Here is a 16,467-nt window from a genome sequence, read left to right as displayed (position 1 = left end):
CTCAGAAGCTCATGTTGACGCTGACCCAGAAGCTGCGGCCCTTGTCCTTGTTGTTGTAATCGTCCTCGGTCGACAGGGCCCAGCTGCCATCGCCATTGTCGGTAAAGCTGTACTGGTAAGAGGTGAAATCCTCGTCCAGCAGATTGTTGACCCGGCCACTCACCGTCACGGTATCGTTCAGACGATATTGCGCGCCCAGATTGTAGACGACATAATCCTTGTAATAGAGCTGCTCACCGGTGACGCTGCTGACACCGCGATACCGCTTGGAGCGCAGCTCCGAGGAAAGCTGTGTACTGAACTTGTCGGTGACGCTCCAGTCCAGCGTGGCGTTGGCCATATGCTTGGCCGTATTGGTCAGCGGCAGGCCGGCATTGGCGCCGCTCTTCTGCTCGCTGTCGGTATAGGTGTAGTTGCCGCGAAGGCTCAGCCTGTCGAGGATCATGTAGCGGCCAGCGATCTCCGCGCCCTCGATCACCACCTTGTCGATGTTCACCGTCTTGCTGCTGTTGGCATAGCCAAGGTCGGCATAATCGCCCGTGCTGGCACAGCTGAGCGCCAGGCTGCCGCCGCAGGGCTGGGAGGCGATCTTGTCCTCGAACTCGTTGCGGAAAACGGTCGCGTTGAGATTGTGCCCGGCCGAATGCTGCCAGTAGACGGCAAGTTCGGTGCTGGTGCTGGTTTCAGGCTTCAGGTCCGGATTGCCGAACATCGGCAAGGTGCCCTGCGCGCCAAAGCCGACTACGCCGGCATAAAGCTGCGTTGTCTTCGGCGTCTTGAAGCCGGTGCTGACACCGCCCTTCACCGTCAGGTTCGGAGAGACCGTATAGACCCCATAGAGGCGCGGGCTGAGTTGGTCGCCGAACACCTCGTGATCATCATAGCGCACCCCGCCGGTGATGGCGAAAGGCGCAATCGGGGTCCAGGTATCCTCGACAAAGAGCGAATACATGTTGTGCTCCTGGGCCGCGCCGGAGCGGCCCTCCTCAAGGCCGAACACACCGTCCGTCAGCTCTCCCCGGATCACCTGCGTGCCGACCACAACGATATGCTCCCCGGCATACTGGAAAGGGAGGTCGAGTTTTGCATCCAGCGTGTATTGCGAGCTTTCCAGCGTCCGCTTCGGACGCGGCAGATTGGCAAGAAGCGCGGTGTATTGATCCGTTGTCAGATTAGCCTGCATGAAAGCGAGCTTGGCTTCCTCGGACTGGTTGTTCCAGGCGTTGACATTGGCAAAGCCAGTGCCAGCCGTGGGGCAGAACCCATTGGCTCTGACCGTACCTCCGGCATTGGTGCAGGCCGCATTCCACAGCCCCTGCAGCGCCTGGCGTTCATACACGCTGAACGGCAGTGTACGGCCATCATTGTTGGTCTCGATATAGGCAAGCGACACAAAGCTATTTCCGAAGTCCCAGCTGCCAGTATGGGTCAGTGACCAGCTGTCGCGCGTAAACTCCTGCGTTTCGGAATAGCCTGCGCGCGGCTCAATCCGGCCGGTGCTGCCGATGCGGAGCATGGCGCCGTAATCATCCACAGTACCGAGCGGATATTCGAGAGCACCTGAAGCAGTGGCTGTGGGGGTGTTGTCATAGTCTTGCTTGGAGCCGTCAAAGTCGAAACTGAGGGTCTGGTTCTCCGCGATCAGCCAGTCGAGGGTGAAGCCATAGCTGATATTGGTGTTGTCCACGGTCTTGCCGCCGCCACCGAAGCCGAGAGAGCGGGTCTGCACTACCCCGGCCGGATCGGTGACCGGCGCATATTCGGGGTTGGAGGCTTCCCGGTCATACCAACTGCCCCGTCCGCTGAAGTTGAGCTTGCCCGGAACCAGCGGGCCGGAGACGAAGAGGTCAATGGTCGTGTCGTCGCCGAAATCATCATTCTCCTGGAAGGTGCGGCCGACGGTGGCTGATCCGCTCCAGCGGTCGAGGGTCTTCTTGGTGATGATGTTGATGACACCGCCCAGCGCGTCGGAGCCGTAAAGCGTGGAGGCGGGGCCGCGGATGACCTCGATCCGCTCGATCGTGTCCAGCGGCGGGATATGGTTGAACTGGTTGCCGCCAAAGCTGTTGGGGTAGATGTCGCCGTGATTGTTCTGGCGTTTGCCATTGATGAGGATCAGCGTGTAGTCCGATCCCATCCCCCGCATACTGATGGTCCGCTGGCCGGTCTTGTCGGAGGTTTCGCCCACATCGACGCCTTCCAGATCACGGACCGCATCGATCAGGGTCATGTAGGGGCGTTCCTTGAGTTCCTCATCGGTGACGATGCTGATGCTGGCGGGGGCGTCGACGAGCTTCTGCTCGAAGCCGGCGGCGGTGACGACGATCTCGCTCAGGCGCATCAGGCGATCGGCGCCGGCGTCATCCTCCCCGGCCGGGGCTTCGGACTGGGCAAGGACGGTCTGGCCGGACAGGAGGGCGGCGAAGATGGCGCCGCTGAGAACGGCTTTCCGGGCGAGATAGGTTTTCATGGCAGACCTCTGCGATTGAGAATTAGTCTCAATCTCCCTATAGGGGCGGGGCAGAAGACTCAAGTTTTAATGATTATCATTCGCAGTTTTAAAATCATTTATTTTCAATGCCTTACGGATATCATGTGAAGATAATGGATTTTCGTCCATTTTGACGCAGGCATCTCGCCTCCGGAGCGCAGAGCTCGGTTGGGCCCCCAGAAGCTCCTTCCCCGTTCAGTCTTGCCAGCTAATGAGGCGGGTGGAGGCACGGGCGGGCGCGTTGCGGTACTGGGCGAGGACAGCGAGGCCGAGACGGTCTGCGAGGGCAAGCCCCTCCGCATCCCCCATGGCGAAGAGGGCCGTGGCCCAGGCGTCTGCCAGGGCGCAGGTTTCGTGGATCACAGAGAGACTTGCCAGATCCCCGAACCGGCAGGTTCGGGACAGAGCGGGGACAATATGGGACAGTTTGTGACAATCCCGGACAATCTGCTGACGATAATCGCCAGAAGTGGCCACGCCATGGGCAACCAGGGCAAGCCGCCAGGGCGCCTCTTCCGGTGACGGGTTTTCCAGATCAACCCACCAGGGAGACCGGTCCGGCTTGACGCCCCGCCCGGCGAACTCGCCGCCGATCTCGACCAGGTATTGGGTGACGCCGAAGCGCTCCAGCGTGGCGGCCATCTGGTCCACCGCGTAGCCCTTTGCGACGGCGTTGAGATCGAGGGTCACGCCGCCCGGCTGGTAGAGGCAGGCAGGTTCGGGCAGGAGCTGTTCCCAGATGGCGGGGCCATGCGCCCTGCCCTCTTCCCCGGCGCCGATGCCTGCGGGGCCAAAGCCCCGGCGCATGACTTCGCCGCCGAGGCAGGGATCAAGCGCGCCGCCGCTTGCCCGCGCGACTTCCAGTGCAAGGGCCATGACTTCCGCAAACGGAGCGTCGATGGCGAGGCTCTCGCCGGGGGGTAGCCGGTTATAGCGCGAGATCAGCGAGGAGGCCTCCCACGGGCTCATCGAGGCAATCATGCGGGCAAAGCCCGCTTCGAGCGCCTGCAGCACCGTTTCTTCCCGCAGGCCCGGCGCAGCGCACCAGCTCGCCGACCAGCTTGTGCCCATGGTCTGGCCCTGAAGGCGCAGGCCCATAAAGGCATCCGGCCGCGGCGTGATATCGCCGCGGCCGAAATCGTCTGGAATGAGAAGGCGGACTTCGCTCAAAGAGGCAGGGCCTCGAAGGTGAAGACATAGCTGGCGCGGACCGGGATTTCCTTGCCGTTCAGCAGGCCCTTGCCTTCACTGTCTGCGCTTAGCCAGTAGGCGCCCGCTTCTTCCGGGGTGAATTTGATCGTGCCGGCGGCGTCCGTAGTGAGCTTCAGGCCATCTTCGGAATCGCGGTAGCGGTCGCTGCCACGAATGATGTCTACCTCGACGCCCTGGGCGGGCTTGCCATCGAGGAGCAGCTGGAAGGAGACTTCCTCGCCGGCAAACACATCGTTGGGATGGGTGACCGGTTTCAGCTCAAGACCTGTGCCCTCGGTGGCGAAGACCGTGGTTGTGGGCGAGCCGAGGGTGACGAAGGTTTCGATACGGCGCACATTGCCGGACAGCTGGACACCGGGCTTGCCTTCGATGCCTTCCGATTTCAGCGTCTCTGCCGTGCCGCGCCAGCGCTTGCGCTCGCCGCCTTCTTCCCAGCTGGCCATATAGCCCGCGCCGCCGGAGGAGATGCGGTAGGTGCCTTCCTTCTCCAGCGCGATATCGAAGACCGAGCGGTATTTGCCCGAAGCCTTGTTCTGCGCTTCCACCGGTTTGCCATCGGGGCCGAACACGGTGACCGTATCGAGGTTCATGGCGTGGTGGTTGGGATAGAAGAGGTTGTTGGAGATGGCGCCGTCGACCGTCACCCACTGGTTTTCACCCGAGAGGGTGAAGGAGGACGGCAACATCCAGGCGCGGTGGGCGCTGGCCGAACCGGCGATGGTGAGCGCCAGAGCGGCGACGGCGCAGGCTTTGAGAAAGGTCGTTTTCATTTCGTGACTCCCGTGATGGTGTCGCCCGGCTGGGCGCTATTTGCTCGCAAGGCGGAGGGTGACTTTACCGAGTTCGCGTTCTCCGGTGGCAGTCTCAGCGGCGCCCTTCAGCGGCCAGGTGAACGGCACGCTGACGAGTTCGCGGCCGCCAACTTCGCGCGCGGCTTCGACGACAAGCTGGTAGCTGCCGGGTTTCAGGTTTCCGAAGGGACCTTTATCCGTTGGCAGAACGATTTCGTGAGTGCCTGGCGCCTTGGTGGGGCCGGACACGCCGTCCACGGGCATGGAGAGCTCGCGGCCTGTGCGGCGCCACCACTGGCGGATGTCCTTCAGCCAGGTTTCGCCCTTGCCCTCGCCGGTTTCGCCCTGCTGATACCAGACCGCGATATTGGAGACGACCGAGTGATCCGGATTGGCAATCCAGATGGCGACATAGGGGCGGTGATATTCGGCCACATCGAGGCGGGGAATGGCGACTTCGATCGACACATCCTCCGCCATCGCCTGCCCCGTGAGCAGGGAAAGACCGGCAATTGTCAGAACTGCACGCATACAGAGCACCTCATATGTGTAGGAAGAAAAGAAGGATGACGACAGGAATGGCGAGCCCGCCCAGAACGAGCGGCCAGGTGGACCCGCGCCGCTGGGAATGGATCTGGAGGAGCCAGAGGCCGGTCATGCAGAAGACGATGCAGGCAACCGCAAACACATCGAGGAACAGCGACCAGATGGCCCCGGCGCTGCGCCCCTTGTGGAGGTCGTTCAGATAGGAAATCGGGCCGCGCGAAGTGACCTCGTAGAGCACGTCGCCGGTTTCCCGGTCGATGCTGAGCCAGGCGTCGCCGCCGGGACGCGGGAGGCTGACATAGACATCGATATCGGTCCATTCGCCCTTCTTGCCGGAGAGATCGGCGCCGAGCTGGCGGCGGATTTCTCCGGCCGCTTCGGGCGGCACGGGGGCCCCGCCGGCAATCTCGATTTCAGGCGAAAGCGCCGCGAGGGCTGTTTCGGAGAGCACCATTTCCAGCTCTGTCACCTTCGGCTTGGCGGGGATCTGGTGGGCATGGTTGAGGGTGATGCCGGTGAGCGCAAACAGCAGCATGCCGATGAGGCAGATGGCGCCCGACATCCAGTGCCAGGTGCGCGCTTGCCGCTTCCAGAACGCATAGGTCCGCCACTTCTCCAGATGGCGGAGGGGCGACTTGCTCCAGGTGGGGGAAGAGCGTGCGGCGGCGAAAATCTGTTTCAATGCGGAAAGCCCGAACCCGTGGTGACGTATTAGAGGCAGTGCCCGAGTTTATTCGCAATTGCAAGTCATTCTCATGTGTAAAATTGCATTTGTGCAGGGTGTTGCAGGGAATTTGGGCGGCTTCCCCTGCCCCGTCAGGGCGCGCCTCTCGCCCCGGCCACTTGGCCGGAGCTGGCAGGTCAGTAGCCGCCGCCCACCGCCACATAGAGGTTGATCGCCGCTGTCAGCCGGTCGAGCCGGCCGAGGACATAGCTGTTGGCGGCGTCGAAATAGTTTTGCTGGGCAGTGAGAAGGCTTGTGAGGTCTCCCGTGCCGGCCTGGTAGCGGATTTCGGCGGCGCGCAATGCGTCCTGGGCCGCATCCCGGGCGATGAGCAGCTGCTCCTCCCGCGCGGCGTTGGCGTCGATGGCTTTCAGGCTGACATCAACGTCCCGCAGGGCGCTGAGGATCGATTGGCGATAGGCTGCCAGTTGCCCTTCGCGGCGAGCCTGGGCGCTTTCAAGCTGGGCGTCGAGGCGGCCGCCGGAGAAGATCGTCTGCGCGACCGAGGCCGACAGCGAGCCGATGAGATCGGTGCCCCCGGTCAGCACGGTGGAGAGCCCTGCCCCGAGATCGACGCTGGGGAAGAAGGCGGCGCGGGCAGCGTCAATATTGGCATTGGCGGCGCGCAGGCTGGCTTCGGACTGCATCAGGTCCGGCCGGCGCAGCAACAGGTCTGATGGCAGGCCGGGATCGGCCGTGGGCAGAGCAATGGCCAGCACATCGGCCTGCGGCGCGGCGTATCCCTGCGGGACGCGGCCGAGGAGGATGGCGAGGGCGGTTTCCTGGCTGGTGATCTGGGATTCCAGCTGCGGGATGCGCGCGCGGGCATTGGCGAGCTGGGCCGACTGGCTGGACACATCGAAGCCGGAGATCGTGCCTGCCTCATACCGTACCCGGACAATCTCGAAGACGCGTTCGGAGATTTCAAGGTTGCGCCGGGCAACGGCGAGCTGTTCACGGGCGGCCAGGAGGTTGAACCAGCCTGCGGCGACATCCGACTGGACCGTCAGCTCCAGCGCGCGCTGGGCGAAGACGGCGGCGTCGAGATTGGCGAGGGCGGCATTGCGGCTGGCGGCATTGGCGCCGAAGAGATCGAGCTGATAGCTGGCCGAGAGGCGGGCGCTGGCGTCGACATCATCGAGGCCGGACTGGGTGTTGCTGCTGGAGGAAAGGCTGCCGCTGGCCTGCGGGAGGAAGGCGGCATTGGCGGTTTTCAGCGCGGCGCGGGAGGCGTCGACATTGGCGAGGCCCTGGGCGAGCGAATTGTTGGCGGCGAGCGCCTCGGCGATCAGGGCGTCGAGATCGGCGGAGCTGAAGCCGGCCCACCAGGCCTGTTCCGGCGCGGTGAGGGCGGCGACTTCGGAGGCGTAGTCATAGCCGCCGGGCATGGTGAGGCCCGTATCGGGGGTGGTTTCCCGCTGGACGGCGCTCAGGCTGGCGCAGCCGGCAAGGGTGAGCGCGGACGCGGAGATGAGCAGTGAGCGGATCATGGAACTTACTCCGAAGCGAGCGCGGCGACGGGGTCGAGGCGCGATGCCTGGCGGGCTGGCAGCAGGCCGAAGACGAGGCCGGTGGCCAGCGCCGAACTGAAGGCGAGGATGGCGGGAAGCGGCGTGACCGCGACGGTCATGCCTATCTGGGAGAGGATGAAGACAATGCCAAAGCCGATGCCAACGCCCGCGATGCCGCCGAGGCCGCCGACGACGAGGGATTCCACGATGAACTGGGTCTGGATGTCAGAGCGCCGGGCGCCGGTGGCCATGCGCACGCCGATCTCGCGGGTGCGTTCAGACACGCTGACCAGCATGATGTTCATCACCCCGATGCCGCCGACCAGCAGCGAAATGGCGGCAACCGAGCCGAGGAGGATGGAGAAGGAGTTCTGCGTTTCCTCGACCGAGGCGAGGATGGAGGCGGTGTTGCGGATCTGAAAATCTTCCGTGCCATGACGGGCGAGCAGAAGGGCATGCGCCGCAGCTTCGGTTTCGGTGATGCGTTTGGTATCGTCCACGGCGATGGTGATCGAGGAGAGGTAACTCTGGCCGAAAAGGCGCATCATGCCGGTGGTGATCGGGATGAGGGCGACGTCGTCCTGATCCTGGCCCCAGGAGGTGGCGCCTTTGGATTCGAGGATGCCGGCAACTTCGAAGGGCGCGCCGCCGAGGAATACGTACTGGCCAACGGCGCTCTCCAGATTGCCGAAGAGGTTGCCCGCCGTGGTGGTGCCAAGAACGACAACGCCCATGCGGTGGTCGACATCCTCCTTCTCGAAGAAGGTGCCGTAGAGCATGTCGCGGTTCTGGGCGATGGGCCAGGTTTCCGAGACGCCTTCGACGGAACTGGAATAATCCTTGCCGCCATTGCGCAGGGTGGCGTTGGTGGAACGCGAGGGCACGGCAGCCAGGATGTTGTCGAGTTCGCCGAGGGCCTGGGCGTCTTCCAGGGTGAGCGTCGCGATGGCCCCGCCCCGCATCCGGGTGCCGGGCGCGCCGGGGCGCACGAAGAGGAGGTTGGGGCCCATGGACTCAAACCGCGCCATCACGTCGGCGCGGCTGCCCTCCCCGATGGCCAGCATGGCGACCACGGCGGAAACGCCGATGACCACGCCCAGCAGGGTGAGCGCCGTGCGGAAGAGATTGGCCCGCAGCGAGCGGAACGCCATCTTGACCGACTCCACCACCTGGGCGAGCGGCGACGGGCCTTTCCGGTCGTAGCGATACTGGGGCGCTTCTTCGGCAGCGGCCTGATGATTGCCGGTGTCGGAGACGATCTTGCCGTCGCGGATCTCGATCACGCGCTTGGCGCGGGCGGCGACATTTTGATCATGGGTGATCAGGATGATGGTGCGGCCCGAAGCGTGGAGTTCTTCGAGCAGATTCAGAAGGTCGTTACTGGAGCCGGAATCGAGCGCGCCGGTTGGTTCATCGGCGAGAATGACTTCGGCATCGTTGACGAGCGCGCGGGCGACGGCGACGCGCTGCTGCTGGCCGCCGGAGAGCTGGCCGGGCTTGTGGTGGATGCGGTCGCCCAGGCCGAGTTTGGCGAGCAGACCCGCGGCCTTCTCGCGCCGCTCCGAGAGTTTGAGACCAGCATAGACGGCGGGGATTTCGACGTTCTCCGAAGCCGTGACACTGGCGAGCAGGTTGTAGCGCTGGAAGATGAAGCCGAAGGTCTGGCGGCGCAGGGCGGCGAGACGATCCGGATCAAGCTCCGAAACGCTCTGCCCCCGGATGGAATAGACGCCGGTGGTCGGCCGGTCGAGACAGCCGAGCATGTTCATCAGCGTCGACTTGCCGGAGCCGGACTGGCCGACGATCGCGACGAACTCGCCGGTCTCGATGGTCAGCGACACGCCGTCCAGCGCGCGGACTTCGGTATCGCCGGACCCGTAATAACGGGTCACATCTTTCAGTTCGATCAAGGGAGGGGTCATCAGGATACCTGCGGGTTACCGGGGGCCTACATACGGCCCGGCGGCGGGCCCATCGGTCCCTGTTGCGCGCGCTGCTGCGATTGCGTGGCCGTGGCGGTGCTCCGGGCCGAGACTTCCCCGGTCACAACCGTCTGCCCTGGCTCGAGCCCGAAGAGGACTTCCGCCTGCGTGCGCGTTTTGAGGCCGATCAGGACCGGGCGCGGGCGCGGGGTGCCATCGGGGCCCATGACAAGAACGGTTGCGACTTCAGCCTCCGGATAGGCCTTGCGCGCTTCCATGAAGGCGCGGCGCTGGCTGTCATCCTGCTGCGGGGCGCCGGCGCGCTCGCTGGCTTCGGCCTGCATCATGCCTCCACCGGTACGCCCTTCCCGCGCGCTGCCTTCGGCACGTTCACGGCCACCTTCGCGGCTCTGCCCCTGCGGGCGCTGACCGCGCTGGGGCGTAGACTGCAACGCGGTGACTGGAACAAGCACCGCATCCTTGGCAGAGCCGGTGATGAAGAAGACCTGCGCGGTCATTTCCGGCTTCAGCAGATTGTCGGGATTGGCGATGTCGAGCATCGCCTTGTAGAGGACGACATCATTGAGAACTTCCGGTGTCGGGAGGATCTGGCGGACGGAGGTTTCCCAGCGCCGGGTGGAATCCCCCAGCGTCGAGAACCAGGCCGCCTGCCCCGGCTTCACGCGCAGTACATCGGCCTCGGACACATCGGTCTCCACCGTCATGATGGTGAGGTCAGCGAGTGTCAGGATGGTGGGCGCCGTCTGGTTGGCGTTCAGCGTCTGGCCTTCCACGGCGGCCAGCGAGACGACTGTGCCGGAAATCGGGGCGTAGATGTTGGTGAATTCCAGCGTGGCCTGCTGGGCCCGCAGGGTGGAACTCTGGCGCGTGATCTGGGCGTTGATCGCCTCGAGGCGGCCTACCGCGATGGTGTATTCGGCCTGCGCGCTTTCAAAATCGGCGCGGGCGAGGGCGTCATTCTCGAACAGCATCTTGGCGCGGTCTGCATTTGCCTTGGCGAGTTCCAGAGACGCCTGTTGCTGCCGGCGGCTCGCCTGAAGCTCCATAAGCTGGGCCTGGCTGCCTTCCACATTGGTTTCCGCGATGGTGGCATCGATGCGCGCCAGAAGCTGGCCCTGCTCCACAAGGTCGCCGGCCTCCACCAGCAGCTCTGTCAGCTGGCCGGAGACCTGCGCGCCCACGGTGACGGTATCTTTCGGGGCAACCTTGCCGGCCGAGGAGATCGATACCTCGATGTCACCGCGTGTGACCTCTGCGGTCTGGTATTCGGGGGCCTTCTCTCCGCCCCAGATGGCCTGCCAGGCGAGCCACCCGGCCAGCACGGCGACAGCGGCAATAATGATCCAGGTCCAGCGGGTTTTCAGCAGATGGGTCTTTGACATGGAGGCTCAGCTTCAAATGATTTCTCTGGGCTTGAACGCAGGCCCGGCGGTATTCCGTCGCGCGCAACTGCCAGAAGTCTGCAATTGTGTCGCTGGTGTTCGCGCCATAGCCGATTTCATCTGAGATTTTATTGTCACGAATGCGGGAATTCATGGCGAAGACGCCACAAAAGACGGCATCTTCCCGCCGCTGAAGGGGGAATTGGCGCAATCCGAAGGCGGTCTGAAGGCGCCGCAACCGCCGTTTCAGCCGCGCAGGCGGGTTATTCGGCCGGGCCGCTTCTGATGGCGGCAGGAGGCTGGGCAGGCGCGCTGGCCAGTTCGCGGCGCTGGGACAGGAACCAGCCCAGGATGAGCGGCACGAGAATGCCCGGCAGGCCTTCATAGATGCTTTCATGCCAGCCAAGGCCAAAGCGCCAGAAGAGCGCCACGCTGACACCCAGCACGAGCATGAAGATCGCCGCCGGCTCCGACACCCGGCGGCCCAGGGCATGGAGCGCCAGCAGCGGCGCGAAGGCCGAGGCAAGCGTCGACCAGGCGAGGATCACCAGGCTGAACACGCTCTGATTGCCCGAGAGGGCAAGGCCGAGCGCAATGAGGATGGAGACCGCCGTTGCCGCCTTCAGCATGAAGGTCGTCTCCAGCCGCTTGGGCGCCAGATCGTGGGTGAAGGCCGCCGAGCAGGAAAGAACGAGGGAGTCGGCGGTCGACATGGTAGCCGCGAAGATGCCGGCGAGGATCAGCCCGACGAGGACGGGGGGAAGCAGCTCCGTCGCCATCATCGGCAGGGCGAGTTCGGGGTCAATATCCGCAAGGTCCGGCAGGTAGAGACGCGAGAGCATCCCTACCCCGGTGGCCAGCAGATAGAAAATCGTGAAGTAGCCATAATACCAGGCCCGGGCGCGGCCCATATTGCGGTCGTCATCGAGCGCCATGAAGCGCACCATCACATGCGGCTGGCCCACCACGGAGAAGCCTGCAAACAACCAGCCGACAACGAACAGCGCCATGCCGAGCGCGCCAGGAAAGAGCAGATCGTCCGGGAACGGATCGAGGAATCCGGGGATCGCGCGCCAGAGCTCGAGCGCGCCGCTGACCCCGCCCACGCCCGCGAAGGCGGCGATCAGCAGCAGCGTCATAGCGGCCATCATGGTGATCGACTGGGCGCCGTCCGTCCAGATGGAGGCGCGAATGCCCCCGACGATGGAATAGATCAGGACCATGGCGGCGACCATGACTGCGCCCGTCCATGGATTGATGCCGAGGACGCCTTCCAGCGCCTTGCCGCCTGCCGAAATCTGCGCGGCGGCATAGGCAATGAGAAAGACGACCATGATGACGGCGGCAATCTTCTGCCAGACACCGAACGTCTCGCCATACCAGCGGGCGATGACGGCGGAAAAGGAGGCTTCGCCCGTGCGGGCGGTGGCCTGGCGCAGGCGGCGGTGAATGAAGGAGGAGCCGATGAAATCCCCCACGATCCAGCCGAACATCAGCCACATGGCCGCAAGGCCGGTCTGGTAGGTGAAGCCGATGACGCCGATGAACATGTAGCCGGAATTATTGGTGGCGACGGCGGAGAGGCCGGCAAGCCAGGGGGCGACGCTGCTGCTGGCGAGGTAATAGTCCTTGCGCTTGCCGGTGGCCTTTCGCCCTGAGGCGAGGCCGATCGCCACGAAGGAGAGCAGTATAAGGACGAAGCTGATGGCGGTGATCATGAGGCGGCCTCTTGCGGGCCGGAGGCTGGCCCGGAGAACAGATCCGGCTGCTCAGGCTCGCCGCGCGGGTCGAACTCCGCGATGGCAAGGCTGGTGGCCGGGGATACGGAGAAGGGTTCGCGTGCCTGGGTGGGCACAGGCGCCGAGACGGCAGCGCGGGAGAGGCACGCGATGGCGAGCCCCGCAAGCGCAAGGCCGGCAAACAGGAAGAGGCCGCCCCCACCCGGAATGAGCTGAAGGAAGCCGCCAGCAATCAGCGGGCCGATGACCGATCCAATGCCCCAGACGACGAGGATGCCTGCCATCATCGACGTGATTTCCTCCGGGGCCGCACGATCTGCCGCATTGGCCACGGCAACGGCATAGTAGCTCAGCGATCCGGCACCGAAGATGGCGGCGAGGAGCAGCGTGATCTGCGGGACATTGAGGGCGGCGGTGATGAACAGGAAAATGGCCGCGACCGCGCCGATGCCGGCGGCGGCGGCGATAACGATGCGGCGGTCGAACCTGTCGGAGACGAGGCCGATGGGCCAGAGGCCAATCATGGCGCCCGCGAGGATCGCGCCGTTGAGCTGCGCGGAAAAGCCGGCGGCATCTTCCGGGCGAATGGCTGCGGCGAAGACGGGGTAGAGCTGGGCCACGGAATTGTTGACCGCGCCGGCGCAGAAGGCGGCAAAGACGGAGGCCGGAGCCAGGGAGAGCAATCGTCTGGGCCCGAACGGTTTGGCGGCGACAAGTTCAGGCTGGCTGCGATTGGTCGCCGCGACCGGCAGCAGCGCGGCGATGAAAAGACCCGCCACCACCATGAAGGCGCCGAGCCCCGCCAGCGCCGCCGCGACGAGGAATGGCGCAGCGATGGCACCGGTCTTGGAGACCATGTGATAGAAACCGAGTATGGCGCCGCGTTTCTGAGGCGGGGCGGCATTAGCGATCCAGCTTTCGCCGGCCGTCAGCATGCCGGCGGCCCCTGCCCCGGCCAGCGCCAGCAACAGCGCCCAACCGGCAAGCTCGCGGCCGACAACCGGCAGGATCAGCGCCGCCAGCGCGCAGATGCCTGCCAGCAGCGTGAATGTGCGGATATGGCCGATGCGGCGGATTTCATGCGGGGCAATCAGTGTGCCCCCCAGGAAACCCGCCGAATAGGCCGAGGCGACGAGACCGATGCCTGCTCCGGCGACACCTGCCGCGAGCAGCTTCAGCGACATGACCATCGCCAGCGCCGCCATGGCGCCCTGTAGCAGCGTCAACGCAGCCACCAGAACAAGGATGTTCCGGTAAGCCGCAAAGCCGCCGTGTCCCGACAGGACCAGCCCCGGCCTGCCGAGGAGCTGCATCACGCCGCCGGGCGCAGCCGCTCGGCAGACGTGACAGAGGCGCCCGCCTGCTCCACCAGCGCTTCATGCAGGGCGCAGATCGCGGTGTCGAAGTGCTCTTCCTGGATGACGGCCTGAATGTCGGTCTTGCGGGAGACCTGCTGCAGACCGATCAGCGGCACGCCGGCCTCATGCAAAGAGGTGAGCGCGCGCGCCGTGATGCCGGGCACGTCTATGTCCGCGCCGATGACAGAGACAATCGCTACGCGGCTGGTAGAGACGGCGGCGCCAGAGAGCCGCGCCTCGATGTCGGCGGTGGCGCGCTTGAGAGCCTTGCGGCTGCCTTCGACATAGTGGGTGATCGTGTTGGCATTGGAACATTTCGACACGATACGGATGGAATGGCGTGTGAGCGCCTCCAGCACGGCGGCGTCATAGCCCTTCTCTCCGACCATATCCTGATCGAAAACTTCCAGCGCAAACACGCCCTTGAGGCCGGTGACGATTTCCGCGCGCGGTTTTTCCGGCGCATAGTCCGCCGAAATGACCGTGCCACCATCCTTGGGATCAAAGGTGTTCTTTACCCGCAGAGGAATGCCTGCCTGACGCAGAATTTTAGCCGCTTTCGGGTGAACCGCTTCCATACCCATATTCGAGAGCTGGTCAGCCACATCGAAATTCGTCAGGCCGATCTTGCAGACCTTGTCGCTGCCGACAAGGTTTGGATCGGCGCTGGAAAGGTGGAACTCCTTGTGGATGATCGCTTCATCCGCGCCGATCAAGGCGGCAAGGCGGGAGAAGGTTACCTCCGTATACCCACGTCCGAACTGGCGCACGAGGCCGTCGCGGCAGCTGGCATAGCCAGTGACGATGGGGAGTTCTGTCTCAAGGTCGATCTTGTCGAGCGCGTCCTGCATCCGCGCTTCCATCGTCAGGTCGCGCTCATCCCGCCAGGCGGTGAGATCAACGGCCTTGGCATTGACGCCATGCTTCTGGAGCAGAAGCGCGGTGTTGAAGGCTGAATGCGCCTCGCCGAGGGAGGAGAGAACTTCCTTCACGGTGGCGAGATTTTCGTCGAGCCGGAACTGGCCGTAGGAACAGAGGCGGTGCAGATCGATCAGGCAGTTGCGAACGTCTTCGATCCGTTCCTGCACGAAATTGTCGGCAACGGCCTGCTCGGGCTCGCCGCCAAACATTTCGGCGTTTTTTTCTTCCATGGCAGCAGCCACGGTGCCGAGTGCCTCGGTCCAGGCCCATTTGTTGCCAGCGCCAGAGAAGAGGCTGAACACGCCCGGCTCGCCAGATTTCTTGTGTTCCAGAAGCCGGTTTGTCATGCCCGAATAGGCGGAGACGACGAAGATGCGGTTGTAAAGCTCTGCGCCCCTGCGGCCGCCGATCAGCACATTTTCGAGCACGGCCTGCGTATTGGAGATCGACGTGCCGCCGATCTTTTCCACGGTACGTTTCATGTCATCGGCCTCCCAGGGGTAATGGTGGCAAGGCCTTCAGGGGGCGGATCGGTTCCTTCACCTGACGGTGGGCCACAAATTCCGGGCGCGGCTTCGTATTGCCAAACGGATCGCGCAGCCGGTTGCACCAGGCATTGAACACGAAGAAGGCGTTGATACGCTCGTACGGCGTGATGTTGCTGTTGGAGCCGTGCATGGTGTTGCAATCGAACACGACGACAGAACCCGCCTTTGGCGCCGGGCCTTCAATTCCGCCGAGCTTTGCCAGGCGCGCGAGGCTTTCGCCGTCGGGCACGCCATATTCCTGCTTCTTCAGGGATTCCCGATAGTGCTCATCGGGCGTTTCGCCCACGCAGGTCACATAATTCATATGGCTGCCCGGCATGAACATCGTCGGCCCGGAATGGGGATGATTGTCCGTGAGCATCACCGACATGGAGATCGCCCGCATGCGCGGCATGCCATCTTCGGTGTGCCAGGTTTCAAAATCCGAATGCCAGTAGAAATCCTTGCCGCGGAAGGCGGGCTTGTAGTTGATGCGCGATTGATGGATGTAGACCTCATCGCCGAGGATAAACTGGGCGAGGCCCGACAGGCGCTCATCGGCTGCCAAACGTTCGAACACCTCTGACTGGCGATGCGGCGCAAAAACAGAGCGCACTGCATCTGCCCCTTCCATGCCGCGTTCGGTGATCCGGCTTTCAGGGATGAGTCCGCCGCGCTCGCGCAGGGCGTTTGCTTCGCGCGTCAGAGCCTTCACCTCTTCTTGCGAAAAGACATCTTCGAGCACGACAAAGCCATCACGCACAAACTGATCGATCAGTTCACGGTCTACCGGCGGCTCCTGCCCCGGCTGGCCATGCACGACGGGGTCGCGGCGTTCCAACCATTCTGGCCGGGGTTTCTGGCGGGAAGGATATAGATCCTGTTCAGTGTCCGTCATCATGGAATATCTCCCTTCAGGCAGAGTTTTCGAGGGCTGCATCGGCCGGATAGGCGCCATCTGCGCCGTGCACTTCCTTGCCGGTCACCGGTGGGTTGAATACACACGCCATCATCATCGGCGCGCCCGCATCAGCCCGCAGGATGTGCTTGTCATTCTTGTTGAGCGCATACATCACGCCGGGGCGGATCTGATGGGTTTCACCAGTTGCCAGATCGGTGATCGAACCGGTCCCTTCCATGCAGAACACGCTTTCAAGATGGTTCTTGTAATGCATGTGCAGCTCAGCGCCGGCGTGGATGGTGGTGATGTGGAAGGAAAACCCCATACCGTCATCTTTGAGCAGCAGGCGGACGGAAGACCACCCATCGCTGTCGACGCGGCGCTCGGTGAGGATTTCCTTTGCAAGGTCTCGTACAATCAT

At 63.8% G+C, this 16,467-nt stretch carries 13 protein-coding genes; all 13 read right to left on the bottom strand.

The window, feature by feature from the left end:
* Nucleotide 1: 1 nt before the first annotated feature.
* On the bottom strand, nucleotides 2-2,470 hold the full coding sequence (locus C0456_RS03425; RefSeq protein ID WP_291048305.1) for a TonB-dependent receptor: 2,469 nt from the start codon (nucleotides 2,468-2,470) through the stop codon (nucleotides 2-4).
* Nucleotides 2,471-2,686: 216 nt separating this feature from the next.
* Complete coding sequence (locus C0456_RS03420) at nucleotides 2,687-3,661, bottom strand: FAD:protein FMN transferase (RefSeq protein ID WP_291048302.1); 975 nt, start codon at nucleotides 3,659-3,661, stop codon at nucleotides 2,687-2,689.
* Nucleotides 3,658-4,473, bottom strand: a complete 816-nt coding sequence (locus C0456_RS03415) for a DUF4198 domain-containing protein (protein ID WP_291048299.1) — start codon at nucleotides 4,471-4,473, stop codon at nucleotides 3,658-3,660. Before C0456_RS03415 ends, C0456_RS03420 begins: the two co-directional genes overlap by 4 nt.
* 36 nt (nucleotides 4,474-4,509) lie before the next feature.
* A complete protein-coding gene (locus tag C0456_RS03410) occupies nucleotides 4,510-5,025 on the bottom strand; it encodes a DUF2271 domain-containing protein (RefSeq protein WP_291048296.1) in 516 nt (171 codons plus the stop codon).
* 10 nt (nucleotides 5,026-5,035) lie between these two features.
* Nucleotides 5,036-5,722 carry a PepSY-associated TM helix domain-containing protein gene (locus C0456_RS03405; RefSeq protein WP_291048293.1) on the bottom strand — a complete coding sequence of 229 codons (687 nt, stop codon included), beginning with the start codon at nucleotides 5,720-5,722 and terminating at the stop codon, nucleotides 5,036-5,038.
* A 179-nt stretch (nucleotides 5,723-5,901) separates the two neighbouring features.
* Nucleotides 5,902-7,254 (bottom strand): efflux transporter outer membrane subunit, encoded by a 1,353-nt coding sequence (locus C0456_RS03400; RefSeq protein WP_291048291.1) that lies wholly within the window; start codon nucleotides 7,252-7,254, stop codon nucleotides 5,902-5,904.
* Between the two features lie 5 nt (nucleotides 7,255-7,259).
* A complete protein-coding gene (locus C0456_RS03395; RefSeq protein ID WP_367179198.1) occupies nucleotides 7,260-9,197 on the bottom strand; it encodes a MacB family efflux pump subunit in 1,938 nt (645 codons plus the stop codon).
* Nucleotides 9,198-9,223: 26 nt separating this feature from the next.
* Nucleotides 9,224-10,600, bottom strand: a complete 1,377-nt coding sequence (locus tag C0456_RS03390) for an efflux RND transporter periplasmic adaptor subunit (RefSeq protein WP_291048289.1) — start codon at nucleotides 10,598-10,600, stop codon at nucleotides 9,224-9,226.
* A gap of 263 nt (nucleotides 10,601-10,863) precedes the next feature.
* Nucleotides 10,864-12,318 (bottom strand): sodium/proline symporter, encoded by a 1,455-nt coding sequence (locus C0456_RS03385; RefSeq protein WP_291048288.1) that lies wholly within the window; start codon nucleotides 12,316-12,318, stop codon nucleotides 10,864-10,866.
* Nucleotides 12,315-13,652, bottom strand: coding sequence for an MFS transporter (locus tag C0456_RS03380; protein ID WP_291048287.1), 1,338 nt, complete (start codon nucleotides 13,650-13,652; stop codon nucleotides 12,315-12,317). The genes C0456_RS03385 and C0456_RS03380 overlap by 4 nt, the downstream gene beginning before the upstream one ends.
* The gene (locus C0456_RS03375; protein WP_291048286.1) at nucleotides 13,652-15,100 is read right to left on the bottom strand and encodes an aspartate kinase; all 1,449 of its coding nucleotides are present in this window, start codon (nucleotides 15,098-15,100) and stop codon (nucleotides 13,652-13,654) included. The genes C0456_RS03380 and C0456_RS03375 overlap by 1 nt, the downstream gene beginning before the upstream one ends.
* Nucleotide 15,101: 1 nt before the next feature.
* On the bottom strand, nucleotides 15,102-16,043 hold the full coding sequence (thpD, locus tag C0456_RS03370) for an ectoine hydroxylase (RefSeq protein ID WP_367179202.1): 942 nt from the start codon (nucleotides 16,041-16,043) through the stop codon (nucleotides 15,102-15,104).
* 16 nt (nucleotides 16,044-16,059) lie between these two features.
* On the bottom strand, nucleotides 16,060-16,467 hold the full coding sequence (locus C0456_RS03365) for an ectoine synthase (RefSeq protein WP_291048283.1): 408 nt from the start codon (nucleotides 16,465-16,467) through the stop codon (nucleotides 16,060-16,062).

The organism is Hyphomonas sp., assembly GCF_013823385.1.
Lineage (GTDB): Bacteria > Pseudomonadota > Alphaproteobacteria > Caulobacterales > Hyphomonadaceae > Hyphomonas.
This window is presented reverse-complemented; position numbering and strand designations above follow the sequence as displayed.